The sequence below is a fragment of the Streptomyces sp. ISL-1 genome, from assembly GCF_018614585.1.
In the GTDB taxonomy this organism is placed as follows: domain Bacteria; phylum Actinomycetota; class Actinomycetes; order Streptomycetales; family Streptomycetaceae; genus Streptomyces; species Streptomyces maoxianensis.
This window is the reverse complement of sequence record NZ_JAGGOI010000009.1, coordinates 37,381-61,474: the sequence shown is the minus strand read 5'-3', so window position 1 is coordinate 61,474 and position 24,094 is coordinate 37,381. Positions and strand designations below refer to the sequence as shown.

Annotated in this window: 22 protein-coding genes; 12 read left to right on the top strand and 10 right to left on the bottom strand. The window is 70.3% G+C overall.

What is annotated here, in order from left to right:
- Nucleotides 1–270: 270 nt before the first annotated feature.
- The 7 genes from J7E87_RS09015 (at nt 271) to J7E87_RS08985 (ending at nt 8,060) form a co-directional block, all read left to right on the top strand.
- The gene (locus J7E87_RS09015) at nt 271–2,205 is read left to right on the top strand and encodes a hypothetical protein (RefSeq protein WP_251017177.1); all 1,935 of its coding nucleotides are present in this window, start codon (nt 271–273) and stop codon (nt 2,203–2,205) included.
- Nucleotides 2,206–2,408: 203 nt separating this feature from the next.
- Nucleotides 2,409–3,665 carry a sugar ABC transporter substrate-binding protein gene (locus J7E87_RS09010; protein ID WP_215091848.1) on the top strand — a complete coding sequence of 419 codons (1,257 nt, stop codon included), beginning with the start codon at nt 2,409–2,411 and terminating at the stop codon, nt 3,663–3,665.
- Nucleotides 3,662–4,612, top strand: a complete 951-nt coding sequence (locus tag J7E87_RS09005; RefSeq protein WP_251017176.1) for a carbohydrate ABC transporter permease — start codon at nt 3,662–3,664, stop codon at nt 4,610–4,612. The genes J7E87_RS09010 and J7E87_RS09005 overlap by 4 nt, the downstream gene beginning before the upstream one ends.
- The gene (locus J7E87_RS09000; RefSeq protein WP_215091846.1) at nt 4,612–5,415 is read left to right on the top strand and encodes a carbohydrate ABC transporter permease; all 804 of its coding nucleotides are present in this window, start codon (nt 4,612–4,614) and stop codon (nt 5,413–5,415) included. The genes J7E87_RS09005 and J7E87_RS09000 overlap by 1 nt, the downstream gene beginning before the upstream one ends.
- 13 nt (nt 5,416–5,428) lie before the next feature.
- On the top strand, nt 5,429–6,148 hold the full coding sequence (locus J7E87_RS08995) for an amidohydrolase family protein (protein ID WP_215091845.1): 720 nt from the start codon (nt 5,429–5,431) through the stop codon (nt 6,146–6,148).
- A complete protein-coding gene (locus J7E87_RS08990; RefSeq protein WP_215091842.1) occupies nt 6,145–6,897 on the top strand; it encodes an amidohydrolase family protein in 753 nt (250 codons plus the stop codon). The genes J7E87_RS08995 and J7E87_RS08990 overlap by 4 nt, the downstream gene beginning before the upstream one ends.
- Nucleotides 6,894–8,060, top strand: a complete 1,167-nt coding sequence (locus J7E87_RS08985) for a DegT/DnrJ/EryC1/StrS aminotransferase family protein (RefSeq protein ID WP_215091840.1) — start codon at nt 6,894–6,896, stop codon at nt 8,058–8,060. Before J7E87_RS08990 ends, J7E87_RS08985 begins: the two co-directional genes overlap by 4 nt.
- Here J7E87_RS08985 and J7E87_RS08980 read toward each other — a convergent pair.
- The gene (locus tag J7E87_RS08980) at nt 8,050–9,048 is read right to left on the bottom strand and encodes an LLM class flavin-dependent oxidoreductase (RefSeq protein WP_251017175.1); all 999 of its coding nucleotides are present in this window, start codon (nt 9,046–9,048) and stop codon (nt 8,050–8,052) included. The two genes, J7E87_RS08985 and J7E87_RS08980, sit on opposite strands and share 11 nt — an antisense overlap.
- 81 nt (nt 9,049–9,129) lie before the next feature.
- On the opposite strand from J7E87_RS08980, the gene J7E87_RS08975 reads away from it, so the two are divergent.
- Nucleotides 9,130–10,089 carry a dihydrodipicolinate synthase family protein gene (locus J7E87_RS08975; RefSeq protein ID WP_215091838.1) on the top strand — a complete coding sequence of 320 codons (960 nt, stop codon included), beginning with the start codon at nt 9,130–9,132 and terminating at the stop codon, nt 10,087–10,089.
- A gap of 304 nt (nt 10,090–10,393) precedes the next feature.
- Here the strand turns inward: J7E87_RS08975 and J7E87_RS08970 are convergent, their stop codons facing one another.
- The 3 genes from J7E87_RS08970 to J7E87_RS08960 are packed head-to-tail and all read right to left on the bottom strand — an operon-like array spanning nt 10,394 to nt 13,037.
- Complete coding sequence (locus J7E87_RS08970; protein WP_215091836.1) at nt 10,394–11,152, bottom strand: amidohydrolase family protein; 759 nt, start codon at nt 11,150–11,152, stop codon at nt 10,394–10,396.
- Nucleotides 11,152–11,895 carry an amidohydrolase family protein gene (locus J7E87_RS08965; RefSeq protein WP_215091834.1) on the bottom strand — a complete coding sequence of 248 codons (744 nt, stop codon included), beginning with the start codon at nt 11,893–11,895 and terminating at the stop codon, nt 11,152–11,154. Before J7E87_RS08965 ends, J7E87_RS08970 begins: the two co-directional genes overlap by 1 nt.
- Before the next feature lie 5 nt (nt 11,896–11,900).
- Nucleotides 11,901–13,037: a DegT/DnrJ/EryC1/StrS aminotransferase family protein gene (locus J7E87_RS08960; protein ID WP_251017174.1), complete on the bottom strand. Its 1,137-nt coding sequence runs from the start codon at nt 13,035–13,037 to the stop codon at nt 11,901–11,903.
- A 124-nt stretch (nt 13,038–13,161) separates the two neighbouring features.
- On the opposite strand from J7E87_RS08960, the gene J7E87_RS08955 reads away from it, so the two are divergent.
- Both J7E87_RS08955 and J7E87_RS08950 read left to right on the top strand, forming a co-directional pair.
- Nucleotides 13,162–14,400: a hypothetical protein gene (locus tag J7E87_RS08955; RefSeq protein WP_215091832.1), complete on the top strand. Its 1,239-nt coding sequence runs from the start codon at nt 13,162–13,164 to the stop codon at nt 14,398–14,400.
- A gap of 42 nt (nt 14,401–14,442) precedes the next feature.
- Nucleotides 14,443–15,519, top strand: coding sequence for a mandelate racemase/muconate lactonizing enzyme family protein (locus J7E87_RS08950; protein WP_215091830.1), 1,077 nt, complete (start codon nt 14,443–14,445; stop codon nt 15,517–15,519).
- A 340-nt stretch (nt 15,520–15,859) separates the two neighbouring features.
- On the opposite strand, the gene J7E87_RS08945 is transcribed toward J7E87_RS08950, so the two are convergent.
- Both J7E87_RS08945 and J7E87_RS08940 read right to left on the bottom strand, forming a co-directional pair.
- Nucleotides 15,860–16,588, bottom strand: a complete 729-nt coding sequence (locus J7E87_RS08945; protein ID WP_215091828.1) for a TetR/AcrR family transcriptional regulator — start codon at nt 16,586–16,588, stop codon at nt 15,860–15,862.
- 29 nt (nt 16,589–16,617) lie between these two features.
- On the bottom strand, nt 16,618–17,553 hold the full coding sequence (locus J7E87_RS08940; RefSeq protein ID WP_215091826.1) for a diiron oxygenase: 936 nt from the start codon (nt 17,551–17,553) through the stop codon (nt 16,618–16,620).
- A 166-nt stretch (nt 17,554–17,719) separates the two neighbouring features.
- Between J7E87_RS08940 and J7E87_RS08935 the strand changes: the two genes are divergently transcribed.
- Both J7E87_RS08935 and J7E87_RS08930 read left to right on the top strand, forming a co-directional pair.
- A complete protein-coding gene (locus J7E87_RS08935; RefSeq protein WP_215091824.1) occupies nt 17,720–18,841 on the top strand; it encodes a ferritin-like domain-containing protein in 1,122 nt (373 codons plus the stop codon).
- Nucleotides 18,842–19,072: 231 nt separating this feature from the next.
- Complete coding sequence (locus tag J7E87_RS08930; RefSeq protein ID WP_215091822.1) at nt 19,073–19,684, top strand: Uma2 family endonuclease; 612 nt, start codon at nt 19,073–19,075, stop codon at nt 19,682–19,684.
- Here J7E87_RS08930 and J7E87_RS08925 read toward each other — a convergent pair whose 3' ends face one another.
- Genes J7E87_RS08925 through J7E87_RS08910 form a run of 4 tightly spaced genes read right to left on the bottom strand, consistent with a single transcriptional unit; the run spans nt 19,685 to nt 24,033 of the window.
- A complete protein-coding gene (locus tag J7E87_RS08925; RefSeq protein ID WP_215091820.1) occupies nt 19,685–20,143 on the bottom strand; it encodes a DUF3291 domain-containing protein in 459 nt (152 codons plus the stop codon).
- A complete protein-coding gene (locus J7E87_RS08920) occupies nt 20,140–21,183 on the bottom strand; it encodes an amidase (protein WP_215091908.1) in 1,044 nt (347 codons plus the stop codon). Before J7E87_RS08920 ends, J7E87_RS08925 begins: the two co-directional genes overlap by 4 nt.
- Before the next feature lie 10 nt (nt 21,184–21,193).
- Entirely contained in the window at nt 21,194–22,654 is a 1,461-nt protein-coding gene (locus J7E87_RS08915; RefSeq protein WP_215091818.1) for a penicillin-binding protein 2, read from the bottom strand.
- The gene (locus tag J7E87_RS08910) at nt 22,651–24,033 is read right to left on the bottom strand and encodes an FtsW/RodA/SpoVE family cell cycle protein (RefSeq protein WP_215091816.1); all 1,383 of its coding nucleotides are present in this window, start codon (nt 24,031–24,033) and stop codon (nt 22,651–22,653) included. The genes J7E87_RS08915 and J7E87_RS08910 overlap by 4 nt, the downstream gene beginning before the upstream one ends.
- Nucleotides 24,034–24,094: the final 61 nt, after the last annotated feature.

Here is a 24,094-nt window from a genome sequence, read left to right as displayed (position 1 = left end):
ACCGGGCGCGCCCGCCGTCCGGTGGACAGAGCTGAATGGGCATGACGTGGGCCCGTTGGAGTGCTGTCCCGGACCCGCTCGGTCGGCGCCGTTGACGCCCCACGGGGGGAGGCGTATCACTTTCGGCTAGTGCCGTAACTCCCCTTCCTTTCGGAGGTGTTACCCCCTGTGACGACGCGACGAGCGTTTCTCGCCGGCTCGACCGCAGCACTGTCCGCCTCTGTACTGTCATTAGCAGCTCCGAGCACCGCGTCCGCCGAGGAGGCGCTGATGCGCGACCCCGTATCGCTGGGTGTACCGCTCGCTGATGTCCTGCTCCTGGGCGGCACGGTCGCTCCGGGGCCGGGTGGCAAACCGGCTCTGTGGAATGTGTCGACGGGCAAGCCCGCCTACCTCAACGCCATCGACCCGGCCACCGGTGAACAGTTGGTCAGCGCGCCCCTCACCGGAGCCGACGGCTCCTGGGCCGTCGCCGCCGCGCCCGACGGGGTGTACGCCGGGACCTACGGCAACGCTCATCTCTACCGCTGGCGGCCCGGCGGCGGTGACGTCGCCGAGGACCTCGGCCTGCCGCTCGCCGGGCAGACCTTCATCTGGTCGCTGACCTCCGACGCCGCCGGCAAGATCTGGGGCGGCACCTTCCCCGGCGGAAAGGTCTTCCGCTTCGACCCGGCGACCAAGGAGTACACCGACTTCGGACAGGTCGTCGCGGGTCAGACGTATGTGCGGAGCATCGCCTGCGCCGGCGGCAAGGTCTACTCCGGATCGTACGCCGCGGCACACATCGCCGAGCTGGACCCGGTGACCGGTTCGGTCACCGAACTCCCCAAGCCGCCCGGCCTCGGCTCCATAGAGGGCAAGGCCGTATACGACCTGGACGCCCTGGGCGGACGGCTGTACGCGCGGATCGGCTCCGACCTGCCCGGTCCGCTCTTCGTCTACGACCTCGCCGCGCGCGCCTGGACCGACGAGATCCCCGACGCACACGGCCTGAAGATCGCCCCGCCCGACTCCGGCGGCGGCATCCACCTCATCCAGCGTGGCGAACTGCGCCGCTACGACCCGGCCACCAAACAGCTCACCGGCACCGGCCTCACCCTCACCGGCAAGGTGCAGAACACCCGCGCCATCGGCTGGGCCGAACTTGGCGTCGCGGACTATCCGGGACGCAGCGTCGTCGGCACGCTCTGGCGCGGCGAGATGTTCCGCTACAACCCCACCACGGGGGCGCACGCGATCCTGGACACCAAGGTCCGCAAGGAGCCCATAGAGATTCTGGCGGTGGCCGGGGGCGGGCGCAGAACCGTCTACGCCGGCGGGTTCCTCAACGGCGGCCTGGGCGCGGTCCGTACGGACACCGGGGCATCCTCGTTCCACCGCTTCGCGCAGATCGAATCGATCCTCCAGTCCTCGGACGGCTCGGTCTGGCTCGGCGTCTACCCCGAGTCCAGGCTCTACCGCTACTGGCCGGACAAGCCCTGGAACAGCCCCGAGTACTCACCCGGCGGCCCGCCGGGAACCACCCCCAACCCCGAGCTCATCTTCAACCTGGGCTCACAGCTGCAGGCCCGCAGTAAATGCCTCGCCGAGGCGGAGGACGGGAAGATCGCCGTGGGCACCGTCCCGTCCGGCGACCGGCTCGGCGGCGGGCTCGCCATCTACGATCCGTCGTCCCGCGACTGGCAGTTCACCCGCAATGTCTCCCAGGACCAGAGCCTCTTCGCGCTCGCCGCGTACGACGGCGTGGTCTACGGCGGCGGGTCCGTGACCGGTGGGCTCAGCACCACGCCGCCCACCAGGAAGGCGGGCGCGGTCTTCGCCTGGGACGTGGACCGCGGCCAGAAGCTCTGGGAGTTCGAGCCGGTCAGCACGGAGGGGACGGTCAGCGCTCTGGCCATCGGCCCCGACCGGAGGCTGTGGGGGCTAGCCGGGCACACGCTCTTCGCCGTCGACCGGCAGAGCCAACGGATCGTTCACCGCTACGAGCTGGGCACCAGGAGCACCGGAGGCTCGATCGTGGTGTCGCGCTCGAAGCTGTACGTGAGCGTGGACGGGGGGTTGATATACCGCATCGATCCGTTCGCCCCGCACCGCGACCCGGTGCTGATCGTGGCGTATCCGCACCGGCGGCTGACGGGGCATCAGGATGGGCGGCTCTACTTCAACCGTGTCGCCGAGCTGTTCGTCGTCGATCCCCGGCACTGATCCCCGCCCGACCCCTGCCTGATCCCGGCCCGACCCCTGCCTGATCCCAGTCCGATCTCCCGACCCGATCCCCGATCTGGCCTCGCGACATTGACGCCCCGTCAACGAGGCATTGACATGCCAAAACCGCCCGGCTAGTTTCGGCCCAGGCCGAAACTGAGCCGGGCTCTGGCTCCCCTTCTCCAGGCCTTCCGGAGGCCCCCATGAAGACAGGCTTCAAGCGCGCCGCCGCACCACTCGCGCTGCTCACGCTCGCCGCCCTGATCACCGGGTGCGGCGGTGACAGCAGCTCGGGGTCGAAGAAGGTCACCGTCTGGATGTACCCGGTGATCGCAGACCCCACGGCCAACACCGCCTACTGGACACAGATCGAGAAGGACTTCGCCAAGGCCGAGCCCGGTGTGCAGCTCACCGTCGAGCAGCAGCCGTGGGACAACCGCGACGAGAAGCTCGCCACCGCGCTCAGCGGCGGCAAGGGCCCGGACGTCGTGCTGCTCGGCCCCGACCAGATCCCGCAGTATCTGAGCAATGGAGCCATCAGGCCGGTCGACGGGGCGCTCAAGGGCACCGAGGACAAGTTCCTCCCCGCCGCCCTCGAAGCCATGAAGCAGGACGGCAAGATCTACGCGGCGCCGATCTACCACACCGTCACCACCACGCTCTACAACAAGAAGCTGCTGGACCGGGCGGGCATCACCAAGCCCCCGGCCACCTGGGACGAGATCAAGGCGGCCGCGCCCAAACTGAAGCAGGCCGGCGCCGCGGCCCTCGACTACTCCGCGGGCAATGAAGCGACACAGAACCTCAACTTCTACCCCCTGCTCTGGCAGGCGGGCGGCAACGTCTTCACCGACGACGGCAAGAAGGCCGCCTTCAACGCGCCCGAGGGCGTCGCGGCCCTCACCTTCATCACCGACCTGTACAAGGCCGGCGCGATCCCCAAGTCGGCCCTCAGCAATTCGAACATCGTGGCCGACCAGGCGCTCGGCAAGCAGCAGGCGGCGATGGGCTTCTCCAACACCCCCGCGGACGCGGCGACCGCGGCCCAGGCCTGGGGCGCGGAGAACGTCGTCGTCGGCCCGCCGCTCACCGGGGCCAAGCAGGTGACCTTCGGCATCCCCGGCGGGCTCGGCATCAATGCCAAGTCCAAGAACGTCTCCGGCTCGGAGAAGTTCCTCGCCTTCATGACGAAGCCGGAACAGCTTCAGAGCATGGGCAAGGCCAGCGGCTTCCTCTCGCCGCGTACGGATGTCACCGTGCCGAGCGACGCCCCGCACGCCAAGGAGTTCCAGCAGGCGCTCGCCAACGTCTACCCCGGTGAGCCCAACCCCACCGCACGCCAGCTGATGTCATTGATCGCGCCTGAGATCCAGGCCGCGCTGACCGGCAAGAAGACCCCCAAGCAAGCCCTCGACGCGGCGGCCGAGCAGGCCGACGACCTCCTGGCGCGGCAGCGTTGAGCCAGACGTCGCTGACCAAGACCTCCCCGGACGAGGCCCCTCCCCAGGTGGCCCCGCCCGGCAGGAGCTCTTTCAGCAGGGCCGTACGACGGCGCGAGGCCCGCGTCGGGCTCGTCTTCGTGGCCCCGATGCTGCTGCTGTTCATCGTCTTCCGCTTCGGACCGACCCTCGGTGCCGCGTTCCTCTCGCTCACCGACTACCGGCTGAACGGCGAATGGCAGTTCATCGGGGCCGAGAACTACTCCCGTCTCCTCGACGACGACCTGTTCTGGACCAGTCTGGGCGTCACCGCCCTCTACACCGTGTTCTTCGTGCCGCTGACCGTCCTGCTCTCCCTGGGCACGGCCCTGCTGCTGCACCGCACCGTCTGGGCGCGCGGATTCTTCCGAGGGGTGTTCTTCCTGCCGTACGTCACCAGCATCGTGCTGGCCGCCGTCATCTGGAAGTGGATCTACGAGGTCCAGGACGGTCTGCTCAACGCCGTGCTCGGCGTCCTCTCCCTCGGCCCGGTCGACTTCCTCGGCAACGAGCACCTCGTCCTGCCCTCCATCGCGGTCACCTCCGCGTGGAAGGGGTTCGGCTACTCGATGCTGATCCTGCTGGCCGGACTCCAGTCCATCCCGCAGCACGTCGTCGAGGCGGCCACCATCGACGGGGCGAACGGATGGCAGCGATTTCGCTGGGTGACTCTTCCGCTGCTGCGGCCGGTGCTGTTCTTCGTCCTCGTCATCGAGGCCATCGGCTCCTTCCAGGTCTTCGACCAGATGTATGTGATGACGGCCGGCGGACCCGTGCGCTCCAGCTACTCGCTCGTCTATTTCCTCTACGACTCCGGCTTCAAGTTCTTCGACTTCGGGTATGCGAGCGCGATCGGCCTGGTGCTCTTCGTAGTCGTACTGATCTTCTCGCTCGTCCAGCGACGGCTCATCGGAAGGGAGGCGGACTGATGGCGCGGCTGAGACTGCCCGTTCTGCTCGTCCTGGTGGCGCTCGTGACCGTCATCCCCTTCGTGGTGATGGTGCTCGTCGCCTTCGCGCCGCCCGGCGGGCAGACGCTGCCTGGCGCGTTCGACCTGACCCGGGCCACCTGGCGGAACTTCTCCGACGTCCTCGCCGGCGCGGACATCATGCGCTGGGCGGTCAACTCACTGATCTACTCAGTGGTCTCCGTCGCGCTCATCCTGCTGTTCTCGTCCATGGCCGGATACGCCTTCGCCAAGAAGCGGTTCCCCGGCCGCGAGGTGCTGTTCTGGTCGTTCCTGGCGACCCTGATGGTGCCGTTCCAGGCCACCCTCATCCCGTACTACATCCTCGTCTCGGAGCTGGGCGGCGTCGACACGTACTGGGGAATGATCGTGCCGACCCTCGCCAACTCCCAGGCCGTCTTCCTCATGCGGCAGTTCATTCACCAGCTGCCCGACGAACTTTTCGAGGCAGCGAAGATCGACGGCGCCTCGGAGTGGCGCATCTACACCACCGTCGTCATCCCGCTGATCCGGCCGGTGCTGGCGACCCTCGGCGTCTTCGTCTTCCTCTGGCACTGGAACGATTTCCTGTGGCCGCTCGTCATCGGCCAGTCCTCCGAGATGCGCACGCTCACGGTCGGCCTCGCCACCCTCGAAGGCGAGAACGTCGCGGTCAACCAGATCATGGCCGGGGCGACCATCACCGTGATCCCCTGTCTGCTCGTCTTCGGACTCCTGCAGCGGTATCTGACCGACTCGATCGCCACCACCGGTCTCAAGACATGAGCGGCCACAAGACATGACCGTCGTCGACATCAACCGGCTGCTCGGCCCGCTGCCGTACGACGAGGTGGCGAGCCGGGACCCGGCCGGGCTCGTCGGCGAACTCGACCGGCTGCGCATCGACAGCGCCTGCGTGGTCCACACACATGCCGTTTACGGCGATCCGCGCGACGGCAACGAGTCGCTCACCGCGGTCGAGGAGACCGATGGCGTACGGCTGCGGCCGGTGCCGGTGCTGATTCCCGGGCCGCTCGGCACCGCCGAGTGGCAGGGCAGCGGCGGACTGGTGCGGCTGTGCCCCGGCGAGCACCGTTGGTCCCTCACCGGCGGGTACGCCCTTGCGCTCGCCGCCGCGCTCGCGAGGACGCGCACCACGGTCCTGCTCGGCTGGGAGACCGTGACCGCAGCCGAGATCGATCAGCTGGCGAGCGCCCTGCCCACCCTGCGGATCATCCTCACCGGCACCGGCTACCGCAGCCTGCGCGAACTCGCCGAACTCATGGACCGGCACGGAGAGCTGTACGTCGACACCTCAACGCTGACCGGACATCTGCAGGTCGAGTGGTTCGCCGGACGGTACGGAGCCCGCCGCGTCCTGTTCGGCACGGGCGCACCCGTCACCGACGACGCCGGACCTCGCTTCCAGCTGGACACCCTGGCGCTGCCGGACTCCGAGACCGCCCTCATCGCGGGCGGCAACGCCCTGCGGCTGCTCGGCGAGGCCGAAGATCCATGACCGTCATCGACGCCCACGGCCATCTCGGGCGCTGGTCCGACTTCGCCATCCCGGACGGCTCCGCCCGCAGCCTCGTCGACGTCATGGACCGGTGCGGCGTCGCCATCGCCTGTGTCTCGCATCTGCTGGCCGTCGGCCCCGACGCCCGCGCCGGAAACGCCCTGCTGCTCACCGATCTCGCACAGCACCCCGGACGCCTCCTCGGCTACGCCGTCTTCAATCCGCACGATCCCCAGGCCCCGGCCCGGCTGCGCGACCTGATGGACGCGCCGGGCGTCATCGGGGTCAAGCTCCACCCCGAAGTTCATGAACTCCCGCTCGACCACCCCGCCTACGCCCCGGCCTTCGACATCGCCGCCGACCGCGGCCGCATTGTGCTCGCGCACAGCCAGCACGCATCGGCCTTCTCCGACCCGGTGCGCTTCGCGGCCGTCGCCCCCCGCTACCCGGAACTGCCGCTTCTGATGGGCCACTCGGGCCTGTGGACCAGCGGCTTCGCACCCGCCGCCGAAGCCGCGGCCCGCTGTCCCAACCTGGTCCTGGAGACCTGCGGCACCCGGATGACCACCCGCCATCTGCTACGGCTGGTCGCCGAGGCCGGGGCCGAGCGCATCGTTTTCGGCTCCGACGCCGTCTTCCTCGATCTGAGGGTGGGACTCGGGCGCGTACTGCTCGCCGACCTCGACGAGGCGGACCGGGCGCAGATTCTGCACGGGACCATGGACCGCCTGCTGAAGGGTCTGAGATGACGCCCGTACGCACCGAAGGGTGGCCGCAGTGGCCCCCGCCGGCCGGTGAGGAGCAGCGAGAGCGGCTGCTGCGGGTGCTGGACAGCGGAAAGTGGGGAGCGACCGCGGGCGGCGAGACCGAGGCATTCGCTGCGGCCTTCGCCCACAGCGTCGGCGCCGCGCACGGCGTCTGCACGGTGAACGGGACGGTGGCGCTCTTCCTGGCGTTGCGCGCCCTGGGTGTGCGGCCGGGGGACGAAGTGATCGTGCCCGCCTATACGTTCGTGGCCAGCGCCACCGCGGTCGTACTCGCCGGGGCAACCCCGGTCATCGCCGATGTGACGGCCACGCTGCACCTGGACCCGGAAGCGGCGGACCGGCTGGCCGGGCCGCGCACCAAGGCCGTCATGCCGGTGCATCTCGCCGGCGCGCCCGCGGACATGGAAGCGGTCGGCTCCGTCGCGGAGCGCCACGGCCTCGCCGTCGTGGAGGACGCGGCCCAGGCACACGGCGCGCGTCGGCATGAGCGTGAGGCGGGCGTCCTCGGGGACGCCGCCTGCTTCAGCTTCCAGTCCGGCAAGGCGATGACGGCGGGCGAGGGCGGCATCGTGGTGAGCGACGACCGGGAGGTGTACGAGCGGCTCTGGTCGATGCACAATGTCGGGCGCCGGATCGAGGGCGACTGGTACGAGCACCCGGAGCTCGGCTGGAATCTACGGATGACGGAGTTCCAGGCCGCTCTGCTCCATCCGCAACTGGCGCTGCTCGAAGGCCAGTTGGAGCACAGGGCGGCACGGGCGACAGCGCTCGGCCGCGCGCTGGAGGAGGTGGAGGGCCTTGACCCGGTTCCGGCTCCGGCCGGTACCACCCGGCACACCTGGCACTTCGCCCCACTGCGCTACGACCCGCCGGCATTCGGCGGTCACCCCAAAGGGGCGTTTCTGGCAGCCATGACCGCCGAGGGCATCCCCCTCGACGCCGGATACCGCTCGCTGACCCACGAGCCCTCGCTTGCTCCCTACACCGCGCGGATGCGTCCGTGTCCGGTCGCCGAGGCGGCCGAGGACACGGTCGTCTGGGTACGCCAGCCGATGCTGATGGCCGACAACGCGGCCATGGCGGACATCGCCCGCGCCGCGCTCCTCGTCCAGCAGGTCTTCCGGCAGCGCCCGTTCAGCCGCTGAGACGCGGCAGCACCTCGGACCCGAACGCCTCGATCGCGCTCAGGGCGTCCGTCTGGGGCATGCCCGGCGGCTGGATACGCAGCACCACACCGTCGGCGCCCATCTCGCCGTACGCCCCCAGACGCTGGACGCACTGGTCCACCGAGCCGATCACGGAGCGCGCCTCGATGTCCTGCCACGGCTGTGCGTAGCGCGCGGCATCGGCCGAGGTGCGCTTCCAGTCGCCGTAGGCGTCGTACAGACCGCGCAGCGGGGCCTCCAGGGCGGAGCGGGCCTGCTGCGAGGTGGGCGCGGCATAGCCCTCGCGGCAGACGATGACCTCCGAGCCCAGACTCGCCGCGCCGCGCGGGTAGGAGAGGTACTCCGCGACCTTTCCCGGGAGTTCGGAGTCGAGTTCGTTGAAGGAGGTCGTCCAGCCGTCGCACATCCTTGCCGTACGCTCCAGAGCCGCCGACACCCGTCCGCCGTTCCAGATCCGGGGGCGCGGGGACTGCACCGGACGCGGCGACAGGAAGGCCTCGTCCAGCGAGGTCCAGCGGCCGTGGTGGGTGACCTCTTCCTCCGTCCACAACCGGGTGACAAGCTCCAGGCACTCCTCGAAGCGCGACACGCGCTCGCGCGGCTGGGTGCCGTAGAGCGTGAACTCCTCGGGCCGGTAGCCCAGTACGAATCCCGCCGTGAGCCGCCCTCCCGACAGCACGTCGATGTGCGCGAGGGTCTCGGCCAGCCACACCGGCTGGTAGACGGGCGCGATCAGCCCGGCCGTCGCGAGTCCGATCCGCTCGGTGTGCGCGGCGAGATACGCCAGCGAGGTGATGGCCTCGTGGTATCCGGGCCGGTGCAGATGCCGTTCGCCGAGCACCACCCAGTCGAATCCGGCCTGTTCAGCCAGAATCACCTGCTCCACGGCGTCGGCGAGCCGGGGCCGTTCGGCCTTGTCCGCATAGAGATTGACGTACAGGCCGAGACGCATGGGGCGCTTGGGCATTCTCGCTGGCCTTTCCTTTACGGTCCGGGCCGTAAAGGCTAGCGTGTCGACAACGACCGCAACAGACGGGAGAGATCGCTCATGTCTGCGACGGAGAACCTGGTGCGCAGGCTGCGCGGTGCCGTACTGCCCGCGGTGGCCACTCCCATGGATCCCCGGGGAGTCGTGGACCTGGACGCGCTGCGCGGATACGCGCAGCGGATCGCGGCCGAGCGCATCGGCGGCGTCGCGGTGTGGGCCCACACGGGTCGCGGTCTTCATCTCTCCGAACCCGACCGTCAGCAGGTGCTGAGCATCTGGCGGGAGGCGGTCGAAGGATCGATCGTGGCAGGCGTGGGGGTGCCACGATCGGTCCGCCCCACGACCCTGCGGGAGGCCGTGTTCGCGACGGTCACCATGGCCGTGCGGGCGGCGGAGGGCGGAGCGGACGCGGTCATGGTCTATCCGCTCGCGCAGCTCGACGGGGACGACGACGAGGCCCTGCGGCTGCACGAGAGCGTGGCCGCGGAGAGCGGGCTGCCGGTGCTCGGCTTCTTCCTGCACGGGGAGGCGGGCGGCTATCCGTATCCGCCGTCGCTGATCCGCCGGCTGCTGAACCTGCCGTCAGCAGCGGGGATCAAACTCGCCACCCTGGACCGGGCGATGGCGTGCCAGGACGCGATCCGCGCGGCCGAGGAGAGCGGAAAGCTCGTGGTCACCGGAGAGGACCGGATGTTCGGCCCGTCCCTGATGTGGGGCGCGGACTCGGCGCTGGTGGGCATCGCGGCGGCGCGGGTGGGCCTGACGAGCGCGGTGCTGGACGCGTGGCGGGCGGGCGACCACGGGGCTTTCGTGCGTGCGTCGGGTCGCCTGGACCGGTTCGCGGAGGCGACGTTCCTCGCGCCCATCGAGGGGTATGTGCAGCGGATGCTGTGGGCGGCGGTATGGGAGGGGCTGCTTCCGGAGTCGGCGGCGTTTGACCCGTACGGGCCGGGGTTGGCTGCGGGGGAGCGGCGGGTGGTGGTGGACTGCCTGGAGGGGCTTGCGAAAGAGCCGGACTAGCCCGGCCGGGGCCACCTGGACCGGGGTTCGGCCCCGAACCGTCCCCCTACGCCCTGGCGGGCGTGGGCCCCGCGCCTCAATCGCCGGCGCGGCTTGCTTTCGGGGCTCCGCCCCGGGCCCCGTGCCTCAATCGCCGGCGGGGCTGGATTTCGCGTCCGGGACCGCGCCTCAAACCCTGGCGAGGCTTGACTTTCCGCCGGACGGGCGGAAACTCAAGCCCGTTGGGGCTCCGCCCCGGACGAAGTCTGGGGGAGATTGAGGACAACGCCCGAAGGGCGTACAGGGGTTCGGGGCGGAGCCCCGGTTACGGGAAGCGGGTCGGGGAAAGGACCCCCTCCAGGCCGAACAGCCCCACCGCGTTGCGCCACAGCACCCTCTCCAGCTCCTCGGACGTAAAGCCCGCATCCCGGATCACCCCCAGCGACACCGACGGATCGATCAGCGTCGCGTCCGTACCGAACAGCAGCCGCTCCACCGGGACCCCCGACGCGCGCGCGTAGTCGATCCGGCCCGCGTCCGTGACCGTGCGGCAGTGTTCGAGGTAGAGCCGGTCGCACGCCGCCGCCGCGTGCGCCGCCTCGCGCCAGGCGTCGCCGCCCGCGTGGCCCATGATGATCCGCAGCCGCGGCCGGCTCTCCAGCAGTTCGGGCAGCAGCGCCACCTCGGGGCCCCAGGTGTGCAGCAGCAGCGGCACCCCCGCCTCGTCGAGCAGGTCGAAGGCCTCGGCCATCTCCCGGGTGCCGATGTGCCGGCCCGGATAGTGGGTGTGGATCTTCGCGCCGACGAACCGGCCGGTGTCCAGACAGCGCCGCAGATCCTCCGCGCTCTCCTCGATGCGGTTCGGGTTCACCACGGCGTAGCCGAGCAGCCGCGGATGCACGGCCAGCACCTCGCGCAGCGCGGCGTTGCCCGCCAAGGCGTCGTACACCACCGCCTCGGCGGCCGACACCAGCTGCAGATCGATGCCGTACTTGTCCATCAGGCTGATGTTGAACGCCGCGTCGCCCGTGTCCATGTGGAACGGCCACGGGCCCACATGCGCATGCACATCGATGATCGGCATCAGCCCAGCAGCTCCTCGACGTTCCCGCCCGCGATCGCCGCGCGCTCGGCCTCCCCGATGCCCGCGTAGCGCAGCCGCAGCGTCTGCGGGGAGATGTCCATGAAGGGGGTGCGCGAGCCGAAGACCAGATGGCGCGCGCCGGCCGTCTCGACGACCCGCTCGATCGCGTCGGGGGCGGAGAGCAGCCGGGTGGTGGCCCGGAAACCCGGTTCGCTCCTGGCGAGCAGCAGGAAGTCGGCCAGCACATACGAGTGCACGTCGAGGAAGACGACATCCGCGCCGCGGCCCGCCAGCGCCGGCCCGTAGTGGCGCGGGTCCCCGTCGTGCAGGAGGACCAGACCGCGGCTGACGGCCTGCCCGATCACATGCCGGTAGCCGGGGAAGTCCGGTTCCACGTCCTGCTGCTCGGTGAACAGCCGCAGGAAGCGCACCCCTTCCGCGTCCAGGGCGTCAAGGCGCTCCTCGGCGGCGAGCGCGTCCCGCAGATCCACGGTGCCGACCGGCAGCAGTTCGGGGCAGTCGGCGAGGTCCTTGACCGTACGGATGTTGCCCGCGGCGTCGTCGAAGAGCGCTCCCCGCGTCGACATGGCCAGCGCCCTGGAGACGGGGGAGCGGGCGAGGCGCGCCCTGACCCCGGCGAGTCCGATGTCGGCGTGGTGCCTGGGCCATGGGCCGTACAGCACGTCGACGTCCCAGCCGATGAACTCCTCCGGCGCGGTCCGCAGCCAGTCGTAGGTGGTCACCGCGGTCACCGTGCGTAGGCCCGGTCGTGGACGGTGCGGATCGCGCGGGCGATGTGCTCGACGTCCGCCTCGGTGTAGCCCTCGTTCCAGGGGAGGGCGAGGAGCGTCCGGTCGATCAGCCGCTCAGCCCGCGGACAGAGCCCCGGCGGGTATCCCGGCAGGGCGGGATTGGCGTACAGCGGACGTTCGAGATAGCCCGGCATGGTGGGGACGCCCTCGGCCTGAAGGTCCTTCGCCCAGCGGGAGTTGTCCTCGACGAGCAGCGGGAAGAGCCACCACGCGTGGCCGGGCAGCGGTTCGGGCACGGTGACCCGCTCGAGCCCGGCGAGCGCGGCGACGAGTTGCCCGGCCCGCTCCCTTCGCACGCGTACGACGTCGGCCACCTTGATGAGCTGGGCGCGGGCCACCGCCGCGGTGAGCTCGGTCATCCGGTAGTTGAGGCCCATCTCTCGGTGGATCCGGCCCTCCGCGCGGTCCCACCCCTTGTCCATGAACAGCCGCATATGGCGGGCGAGTCCGGGGTCGTCGGTGAGCGCGAGGCCGCCGTCGCCCGCGGTGATGTGCTTGTACTGCTGAAGGCTGAAGCAGGCGATGTCCCCGACCGTGCCGAGCAGCCGGCCGGCGCTGTCCTCGCCGAGCCAGGCCTGCGCGCAGTCCTCGATGAGCACAAGGCCGTGCCGGTCGCAGATGGCGCGCAGCGCGTCGATGCCGGCGGCGGCGCCGAAGAGATGAACGGCGATGACGGCCTTGGTGCGCGGGGTGAGAGCCGCCTCGACGGCGCCGGGGTCGATGTTCCCGTCCTCGGGGCGTACGTCGGCGAACACTGCCCGGCCGCCCTGGGCGACGACCGGAGCCACCGTGCCGAAGTCCGTGAGCGGCGTGGTGATCACCTCGTCGCCCGGTCCGACACCGGCCGCCGCGACCGCCAGATGCAGCGCGGCCGTACCCGAACTGCAGGCGATTGCTTCCCCGCGGGAGTACAACTCTGTCATCTCGGCCTCGAGGGAACGTGCTTCACTGCCGAATGCGCTGCACAGCACCGCGGAGTCCAGGACGCGCAGCACCGCGGCCCGTTCCTCCTCGCCGATGGTGCGGCCGCGCGGGCCCAGAACTCCTGGCAGCGGCATTTCCCGTTCGGGCATCGGGGCACTATCCTCTCCGCAAGCATGCGGTTATGGCCTGGGCCGAAATTAAAGCCGCGGTTGGCGGGCGTCAACCCCGTCCAGAAGTACCTCAGAACCACTCCAGAAGAACGGAGACCGGCCGATGGCTCTCACGGTCGGCGTCATCGGTCCCGAGGACCTCGTGCACAAGGTGGTCGCGGTCGGCGGCTCGGCCGGGGCGGACCGGCTGGTGCCCCTCCCGTACCGGCACGAGGACGAGACCCTCGACGTGGTCGGCAGCGCGCAGGCCGAGGTTGACGCGCTGCTCTTCACCGGCGTCGTGCCGCACACGCTGGCCACCGCCGCCGGAATCGTCGACCGGCCCGCGATGTATGTGCCCTACAGCGGCGCGACCCTGCTGCGCGCCCTGGTCGAACTGCTCCGCCTCGGCCACGACGTCTCCCGTATCTCCATCGACACGCTGCGCCGCAGCGAGGTGATGGAGACGCTCACCGAGGCCAAGCTGCCCACCGACCATGTGCATGTACTGCCCTACCGGCCCGGGCTGACCTCGCAGGGTCTCGCGGAGTTCCATCTGGCCGCGCGGGACAGGAAGCAGACCCGGGTCGCCCTCACCTGCCTCGGCTCTGCCTTTCATCTTCTGGACCACGAGATGCACGCCGTACGTCTGGCGCCGTCCCGGCACTCCATACGTTCCACGCTCCAGGCCCTTGTGCTCGCGACCGCGGGACAGCACAGCGGCGACGCCCAGGTCGCCCTCGGCATCATCGATCTTCCGGCGGACGACCGTGAACTGGCCGCGGATCTGCGAGTGCTGGGCGGCAGCCTCGCCGATCTGGCGGACGGGCAGCGGCTGGTCGTCACGACCCGGGGCGTCCTGGAGAAGGTGAGCGAGCAGTTCACCCGCCTCCCCTTCCTCGACGACCTCGCGGCCCGGCACGGCACCGCTCATGTGGGCTTCGGTCTGGGGCGCACCGCCGCGGAGGCCGAGGCGCTGGCCAGGCGTGCGGTCAACCGGGCCCGCTCGGTGGGCCCGGTGGCCGGCGTCGTCTCGATGACCGACGACGTCGACATCGTGATCGACGCGGACCGCTCCGCGCCCTCGCTGTCCGCGGCGGCGGCCGGGCCGGAGAGCACGGTCACGCTCGCCCGCCGCGTCGGCCTGAACCCCAGGACGCTGGACCGGCTGCGTGAACTGGCCGCTCAGGAGCAGGACGAGGGCATCACCGCGCACCGCGTGGCCGAGTACCTCGCGGTCCAGCAGCGCACGGCCCGCCGCATCCTCAAGCGCCTGGAGCGGGCGGGGGTGGCGGTACCGACGGGCAGCCGGCAGCTGGGCCGGACCGGCCGCCCGCCGATCGTCTACCGCGTACGCCTCTAAGCCCGACCTTACGGTCCGGGCCGTAACTCGAAGGAGCCGTGCTTGAAGATCGCCTCGGTCCACACCCGCGTTGTCAGGGCCCCCTACCGGCGTCCCTTCGTCATCAGCAGCGGAACCAGCCCCGAACTGATCAGCCTGGTCGTCGAAGTACGCACGGCGGACGGCGACTCCGGCTTCGGCGAGGCATCCCCGATGACCGCGTACACCGGCGAGACCCTCGCCGGACTCGAGGCGGCGCTCACCGAACACGCGGCGCCCGCGCTGATCGGCCGCGACGCCCGCGACCTGGCGGGAGCGCACGCCGCCATGGACGCCGCCATCCGAGGCCAGCAGCTGGCCAAGGCGGCGCTGGACATCGCGCTGCACGATGTCGCGGCGCGGGCGGCGGGCTGGCCCGTGCATCTGCTGCTCGGCGGCTGTGTCCGCCCGCGCGTCCCCACCACCTGGGTGGTCGGTCTCGGGACGGTCGAGGAGATGGTCGAGGAGGCGGCGGTGTACGCGGCGCGCGGCTTCACCCACATCAAGGTGAAGGGCGGCGAGGACCCGGACCTGGATGTGCGGCTGGTCGGCTCGGTGCGCGGTGTCGTGCCGGACTCCGTGGAGCTGAGCCTCGACGCGAACGAGGGCTACGACCCCGGCAGCGCGGCCCGCACCGTCGGCCGGCTCGCCGACGCCGGGCTGGACCTGGTCGAACAGCCGCTGCCCCGCTGGGACTTGACCGGCATGGCCGCGCTGCGCAGCCGCGGCGGCGTGCGCGTCATGGCCGACGAGAGCCTGCACTCGCTGCACGACGCTCTGGAGATCGTCCGCCGGGGGGCGGCCGATGTCCTCAACATCAAGATCCTCAAGGTGGGCGGGCTGTACCGGGCGAGACAGATCGCCGCGGTCGCCGAGTCCGCGGGCCTCGCCGTGAAGATCGGCACGATGCCGGAACTGGGCGTCGCGACCCTGGCCGCGGCCCATCTGACCGCCGCGCTTGCGCATGCGACGGTCCCGGCGGACCTGGTGGGCCCGCTGCTGGTCCATACGGAACCGCTGGCTCCGACGGCGTTCGCGTCGACGGCGGAGACGGGGTGGGTGGACGTGCCGGTGGGGCCGGGCCTGGGCCACGACCTGTAGGCGGGGGGCCGTGGGCTCCCCGCTGGGGCTCCGCCCCAGCCCCTCCCCCTACGCCGCCCTGGCGGGCGTGGGGGGACCCCCACGCCTCAAACGCCGGCGGGGCTTGGAAGTCTCGCCGGTGGGGCTTGAGTTTCCGCCGGATGGGCGGAAACTCAAGCCCGTTGGGGCTCCCCCGGGACGAAGTCTGGGGGAGACTGAGGACAACGCCCGAAGGGCGTACAGGGGTCCGGGGCGGAGCCCCGGTTACGGGATGGGGTACCTCCCACAGCCGCCAGGCCGTAGGGGGAGGGCGGGTCGGGGACCAGGGCCGCCGCAGGCGCAACCCCCGGCCCGACGCCCGCTACAGCAAACCCCCCGCGTCCCCCACCACCGGCCCCACCCGCCGCGCCAGCACTCCCATCGGCCCGGACGGCTTCTCCAGCGCCACCAGTTCCCTGACCGCCTCCGCCGTCTCCTCGTCCGTCGCGGCCGTCGCCGCGAGCAGCGCGATCAGATGGTCGACCAGCCAGTCCCGCAGCTCGTCCGCCGGCGGCTGCTTCTCCTCGTCCAGCCAGATCAGCGAGGCCGCCTCGACGGCCGCGATCCAGGTGCGCACCATCATCCGCAGCCGCGGTCCCGGCCGGGCCACGCCGATGTGGACGAGGATCTGCTCGGCCGCGGCCCGCCGCACCTCGTCGACGATCGCCGTCGTACGGGAGGTCTCGGCGACGCTGCCGCCGCGCAGCAGAGCGCTGAACCCGGCGTCGTGCTCGTCGACGAAGACGAGATAGCGGTCGAGGACCCGGGAGACCCGCTCGGTGGGCGGTCCCGCCGGCGGCTCGGTGAAGCACAGTTCCAGCTGGTCGGCGGCGGAGCGCAGGGCGGTCTCGTACAACTGCTGCTTGCCCCCGGGGAAATAGCGGTAGACGAGGGGCCGGGAGACCCCGGCCGCCTCGGCCACATCGTCGAGGGAGACCTCGTCCGGCGGCCGGTGCGCGAAGAGCGTGAGCGCGGCGGCGAGGAGCTGCCTGCGGCGCTCCTCGACGCTGAGCCGTCGGTAGGCACGGGTCGCTGGAGCGGGACTGGTCATGCTCGCAGCGTAACCGCACCGTTGTCGGATTACGCGAGGAGACCGGAGCTCTTCCAGAGCCTGCGGCCCGGACCGCGCAGGACGCCGATGTCGTCGAGGAAGTCCGTCAGCCGCTTCGCGCCCGACTGCATCACCTCGCGGCGGTGGCCGCTCGCCTTCACCTGGGCGACCGCCTCGCGCCGGTCGAGGCCGACGTCCGTGTACACCTGCGGATTCACGAAGCAGACCGAGAAGACCCGCGCCGCCTCCCCGCAGCTCAGGCGCGTGAATTCCTGCTCCCAGCGCGGCGCCGTCACCATCTGCCGGCGCAACTCCTCGCGGGCGTACCGCACATGGCGTGCCTCCTCCACCACATGGATACGGGTGACGCCGCGCACCAGGGTCTGGACGCGCTCGTCCGGGAAGGTGAGGCGCTGCATCCAGTCGAGGATCTCCTCGCCGAGCAGCGTCGCGGCGAACGAACCGGGCGTGGTCGAGATGGTCTTCAGCACGCGCCCCAGATTGTGGTAGAGCCGCGGCACGGGATACGCGGGCGCCCCGCCCTTCTCGATCAGCCGGGCGAACATCATCGAGTGCCGGCACTCGTCCGCGATCTCGGTGAGCGCGTAGCGCACATGGCTGCTGGTCACGGGCTTGTCGTAGATGTGCCTGACCAGCAGCTGCATCAGGATGATCTCGAACCAGATGCCCAAGGAGGCGAGCGACGCGGCCTCGTGCCTGGCCAGTTCGTGCCGCTGTTCCTCGGACATCCTGTGCCACAGCGGGGTGTCGTAGAGCGAGAGCAGCTCCGGCGGCCAGAACCACTTGCCCTCCTCGACCGGGGAGTCCCAGTCGAGCTCCTTGTCGGGGTCGAAGGAGTGCTTGGCGGAGGACTCCAGGAGGCGCTGGGCGACCTGCTCCCGGTCCCGCAGGGGGCCGAGTGCGTCGCGGAGCAGCTGCACGTCGCGTTCGGTCTCTGTCGTCATGGCTGAGGGCACCTCGCGGGTGGGGTGAGCAATGTCAACCCTTATGAGACTGCCTGTCAGCAAGGTCGTCAATCCCTCGGGTACGACTTGTTGACTGGACGTCTACCAACGTGTGAGCCTGCCAATTATCCGTAGTGGTACGGGATATGAGGCGAAGGAGCCGTCAGTGTCGACACACGACCGCTACACGCACGCCCCGGAAAGCTTCCACTGGCAGGTCCCGGCCTCCGGCGCCGCCCGTTTCAGCTGGGAGTACGAAGACGGCCGCGAACGACTGCTCGCCCTGTACCAGAAGGGCAAGGACAAGCAGTGGGACGGCGCCAAGCGCATCGACTGGGACCTGGAAGTCGATCCGTACGACCCGCTCGGCACCCCCGACGAGGCGCTCACCCTCTACGGCTCGCGCCACTGGCCGAAGCTGACCGAGAAGGACAAGGGCGAGCTGCGCAGGCACTACACCTCCTGGCAGTTCAGCCAGTTCCTGCACGGTGAACAGGGCGCGATGGTGTGCGCGGCGCGGATCGTGGAGTCGGTGCCCGATCTGGACGCGAAGTTCTACTCCGCCACCCAGACGATGGACGAGGCCCGGCACGCGGAGATCTACAGCCGCTTCCTGCACGAGAAGGTCGGGATGCTCTACCCGATCAACGACAATCTCCAGGGGCTGCTCGGCGACACCCTGCGCGACTCCCGCTGGGACATGCCCTACCTGGGCATGCAGGTCCTCATCGAAGGGCTCGCGCTCGCCGCGTTCGGCCTGCTCAGGGACACGACGGACAAGCCGCTGCCGAAGCAGATCCTCGCCTACATCATGCAGGACGAGGCCCGGCACGTCGCCTTCGGGCGGATGGCGCTGCGCGACTACTACAAGGAGCTCAGCGACGCGGAGCTGCGCGAGCGCGAGGATTTCGTCATCGAGGGCTGCTACTTGATGCGCGACCGGCTCAGCGGGGTCGAGGTGCTGCAGAACTTCGGCATCCCCAAGGCCGAGGCGGCGGAGCTCTCCGAGCAGTCCGAATTCCTGCAGCTGTTCCGGAAACTGCTGTTCAGCAGGATCGTGCCGTGCGTCAAGGACATCGGGCTGTGGGGCGAGCGCCTGCAGAAGGCCTATCTGGACATGGGCGTCTTCGAGATGGGCGACGCCAACCTCGACCTCCTGATGTCCCAGGACGAGGAGATCGCCGAGCAGCTCGACCGCGAACGCTTCGCGACGGAGGAGCAGGCCCGGGTCTCGGAGGTGGAGGAAGCGATCGCGGAGGGCGCGGAGGGTGCCCAGTCGGCCGGCTGACGCGTGAACCTCAAGGGCCGGCTCCTGGCCGAGGTCCTTCGAGTGCGCCTCCAGCAGTGTGTCGAACGATTTCCTGCCGGGCCCCGGCGGCTGCGGACGCCGGGGCCCGGACCCCGTACGCGGTAGCGGGCCGTCAATGCAGGAGCGTCGCTCACTCGTACGAGGGGCGAGTGCGCATCCCTGCTGGGTACGCTGGCTGTGCCAGGCAGACTCCGTCACATGGGAGCAATCATGAGCGCCGCACGCGAGTACGGGCTGGACGAGCAGTACGAGTGGGCCCGTCCGCCGGCCGGCGGCTGGACGGCGGACGACCTCGACAAACTTCCGAATCTTCCTCCGCACACGGAGCTGATCGACGGGAGCCTCGTCTTCATGAGTCCGCAGACCGACTTCCACATGGCCACCCTGCGCCTACTGGAGAACGCCTTGTTGGACTTCGCGCCGGAGGACCTCTATGTCGTCCGCGAGATGACCACGAAGCTGGCCAGACAGGATCGGCCGGAGCCTGATCTGATGGTGGTGCCGCAAAACGCCCGTACCGGCCCGCGGCAGACCTGGTACGACCCCGACGACATCCTTCTGGCCGTCGAGATCGTCTCCGCAGACTCCGTGGAACGTGACCGCGAGGTCAAGCCCCGCAAGTACGCCAGGGCAGGCATCCGGCATTTCTGGCGTGTGGAGGACGACGACGGGCTCCCTGTCGTGTACGTCTACGAGCTCGACCCCGCCACCCGCACGTACGCGGACACCGGCATCCACCACAAGCAGCTCAAGCTGGACCTCCCGTTCCCCCTCGACATTGACCTCACCGCCGTCAACCGCCGCGGGCAGCAGCCGGGCTGATCACTCCGCCGAAGGCGGCGAGAAGCTCGTCCGCAGCGTGAACGCCCGTGGCGTCGGGCCGTGTTCGCGTACGTGGAGCAGCCGTTCCTCCGCCTCCTGGACGGTCGGGCGGTGGCCCCGCTCCACCCACCACAGAGTGGTCATGACCTCCTGGACACGTTCGAACCACTCGTAGCGCCGTCCCAGCAGCTCCCGGTGCTGTCCCTGGTACATGAACGCGGTCAGGGCGTCGGTGTCCCGCCACACCGTCAGGTTCACGATCAGCCACTCGTCCCCGAAGACCGGCACATCCGTGGCATTGCCGGTGTCGCTCTGCAACCGCCAGACGAAGCCGTCCGCCGCGTCCGCGACGGCGTTCACCGGGTCCAGGCCGTCGACGAAGTCCTTCAACTCCGGGGAATCCAGCGGGAATTTGAGCCGCGCTATGTTCACCTGGGCGAGCTCGTAGGTCATGGTCATGGGCGCACCATAATCGCGTGCCGCTCCGCCGCCACTGCCATTTCGAGGAGCGAGACGTCCGCGTCGCGCGCCGCGACCAGCTGCAGGCCGACCGGGCAGCCGTCGCTCGTGAAGCCGGCCGGGATGCTTGCCGCCGGGTGGCCGCTGAGGTTGAACGCCCAGGTCAGGGCCGTGGAGTAGAGCTCGCCCGGTCCTTCGTGGCCATGCGGGCGGTTCGGGGTGGCAGGGGTGAGGAGCAGCTGCGCCTGGGCGAACAGCGCGCCGAGACGCCGGTCGTTCTCCGCGCGCGGCGCCGACCCCGCCGAAGGCTCCCCGCGCCGTACGGCTTGCCAGGCGTCCTTCGGGTCGAGCAGCGCGAACGGCCGCTCGTCCAGACGTACGACTCCGGCCGAGACCAGCCGCTCCACCGCGGCCAGCGTGACCGACTCCACCTCCGGGTCCGTCCGGGCGAAGCCCAGATCGGGTGACCAGCGCGCCCGTAGCGGAAACCGCAGCGGGACCTCCGCGTACCCGTCGAGGACGCAGGCCAGATACGCCCGCGCGTCCGCCGCCGTGCGCGTCAGCACCCCCGCCGACGCCAGGCCGGTCCGGTCGGGCGAGGGCAGCAGGCCGTTCGTCGTCTTCAGGCCGAACACCCCGCACCAGGCCGCCGGGATGCGTACCGACCCAGCCCCGTCGCTGCCGGTGGCCAGGTCCACCATCCCGGCCGCGACCGCCACCGCGGAACCGGCCGACGAGCCGCCCGGCGTACGGTCCGGGCGCCAGGGGTTGACGGTGCGGCCGTGCGCGCCGAGACCCCAGGTCTGCCAGTACGTGCCGGGGCCCGGCACCGCCGTCGAGCCGACCGGCACCGCGCCCGCCGCGATCAGCCGCCTGGCCGAGTACGAACGGATACCGGAGGGCCCCTTCACCGCGAACGGCAGCCCGGCCAGGGGAAGTCCGGGGGAAGTCTCCTGTGCTGCGGCCGCCTCGCCCCACACCTCGATGAACGCGCACAGCTCGGGATCGAGCCGCGCGATCCGTTCCAGGGCCTCCTCCACCGTCACCCGGTCAGTCTCGCAGTGCCGCCTCCATCACCGCCCGAGCGATCGGCGCCGCGCTGCCGCCGCCGGTGATCTCGCCGCGGTCGGCCGACACGTCCTCCTCGATGACCACGGCGACCGCGACAGCCGGCTGGGGCGCGTCGGCCGCCTGCGCCCAGGAGATGAACCAGGCGTAGGGCCGGCCGGAGTTGCCGGGGCCGTGCTGCGCCGTACCGGTCTTGCCGCCCACCGTCGCCCCCTCGATGGCGGCGTTCGCTCCGGTCCCCTCCTCGACGGCCTTGACCATCATCCGCTGGAGCTGCTGCGCGGTCGCGGGGTTCATCGCCTGCTGGTAGGACTGCGGGTAGTTCCGCGCGACCGTGTCACCGTCCGATCTGGTCACCCGGTTGACCAGGTAGGGGCGTTTGAGATCCCCGCCGTTGGCGACGGCCGCCGAGACCATCGCCATCTGCAGCGGCGTCGCCGCGGTGTCGAACTGCCCGATCGAGGAGAGCGCCAGCTGATCGACGGTCATTCGGCGGTCGAAGTTCGACGTGGCGACGGCCGAGGGGATCCGCAGCCCGCGGTCGTTGAAGCCGAACCTGCCCGCCGTGTCCAGCATTCCGGGCAGGCCGACCTTCACCCCGAGATACGCCATCACGGTGTTGCAGGACCACTGGATGGCGTACGCGAGCGAGGCGTTGCCGCAGCCGTCCGTCGCGTTGGGGAGCCTCGTTCTGGTGCCGGGCAGGACATACGGATCGGGCGCGCCGGACGGCGCGTCGACGTCTGTGACCACACCCGATTCCAGCGCGGCCGCCGCCGTCACGATCTTGAAGGCGGAGCCCGGCGGATATGTCTGCCGGATGGCCCGGTTGAGCATCGGACGGCCGCCGGAAGTATTGAGCCTCGCCCACTCGGTCTTGACCGGCGGCCCCGTACCGGAGAGCAGCCCTGGGTCGTACGAAGGGCTGCTGACCAGTGCCAGGATCTTCCCGGTCGACGGTTCGAGCGCGGCGACCGCGCCCCGCTTGCCGCCGAGACCGTCGAACGCGGCGCGCTGCATCGAGGGCTTGATGGTGGTGACGACATCGCCGCCGGGCTGCTGGAGGCGGCTGATGTCGTTCCAGAAGGGCAGCGGCGCGAGCATGGGATCCGTGCCGGTCAGGACGCCGTCCTCGGTGTTCTCGATGAGGGAGGTGCCGTACGTCTGCGAGGCGTAGCCGGTGACTGGCGCGTACAGCGGACCCTGGGTGTAGGTGCGTTCGTACCGCAGTTGCTGGCCGCTGTCCTTGGAGCCGGTGACGGGCTTGCCGGCGACCAGGATGTCGCCGCGCGGCTCGTCGTAACGGGCAATGGCCGGACGCCGGTTGGCCGGGTTCTTGTCCAGCGAGGTGGATTCGATGATCTGCACGCGCGCGGCGTTGACCAGCAGCGCGGCCAGGAGCAGCAGGCACAGGGCGGCGGCGCGCCGGATGTAGCGGATCACCGTTCGTCCTCGAAGACCGGGGCGATGACGCCCGTGTCGAACGTGTCGGGGTGCGGCGCGCGGGCCGAGTCGCTGACCCTGATGAGCAGCGCCACGATGATCCAGTTGGTGACGACGGACGAACCGCCCTGGGCCAGGAAGGGCATCGCCATGCCGGTCAGCGGGATCAGGCCCATCACTCCACCCGCGATGACGAATACCTGCAGGGCGATGATCGAGGCGAACCCGATGGCGAGCAGTCGTCCGAAGGGGTCGCGCAGGGCGAGCCCGGCGCGGTAGCCGCGCGCCACCAGCAGCGCGTACAGCATGAAGATCGCGGTCAGGCCCACCAGGCCGAGCTCCTCGCCCGCGGTGGCGAGGATGAAGTCCGACTTGGCGGCGAAGCCGATGAGGATGGAGTGCCCGAGGCCCAGGCCCGCGCCGAGCATCCCGCCGGCGGCGAAGGCGAAGAGGGACTGGGCGAGTTGGCCGGGGCCCTGGCCCGCCCTGATGGTGGCGAACGGGTCGAGCCAGTCCTCGACCCGGCTGTGCACATGCGGTTCGAGAGTGCCGACGGCGAACGCGCCGGCCGCCGCGAGCAGCAGGCCGACGGCGATCCAGCCCGTCCGGCCGGTCGCCACGTACAGCATGATCACGAAGAGCCCGAAGAAGAGCAGCGAGGTGCCGAGGTCGCGTTCGAGGACCAGTACGACAACGCTGAGCAGCCAGATCGCCACGATCGGGCCGAGCACCCGGCCGGTGGGCAGTTGGAGCCGCCAGATCCGGCGGCCGGTGTAGGCCAGGGCGTTGCGGTTCGCCGCGAGATACGCGGCGAAGAAAATGGCGAGCAGGATCTTGGCGAACTCGCCCGGCTGGAAGGAGAGTCCGCCGATCCGGATCCAGATCTTGGCGCCGTTCACGGCGGGGTAGAGGATCGGCACGATCATCAGGACGAGAGCGGCGACGACGGAGAGATATGCGTAGCGCTGCAGGACCCGGTGGTCGCGCAGGAAGACGACCACCACGATGAAGAGCGCGACACCGAGGGTGGACCAGATCAGCTGGGCGGGCGCGGCCTCGTCGTGCGGGGTCTCCAGGTCGAGACGGTAGATGAGCACCAGGCCGAGGCCGTTGAGGAGGACCGCGATGGGCAGCAGCAGCGGGTCGGCGTAGGGGGCGCGGAAGCGTACGGCGAGATGCGCGAGGAGGGCCAGCACGCCGAGGCCCGCCCCATAGCGCAGGGCGTCCGGCGGAACCGCGCTGTTCCTCGACAGGCCGACGTCGATGTAGCCGTAGACGCACAGGAGGACGGCGCAGACGAGGAGCGAGAGCTCCACGCCCCGCCGCTTGGGCAGGCGTAGTTCCGGCGGAGGAGCGTCCGGCGCCGACGTTGCGGTCATGCCACGCAACGTAGCAAGACGCGGGCCTTTTTCCCTTTATGTCATAGTGCGCCGAAGAGGA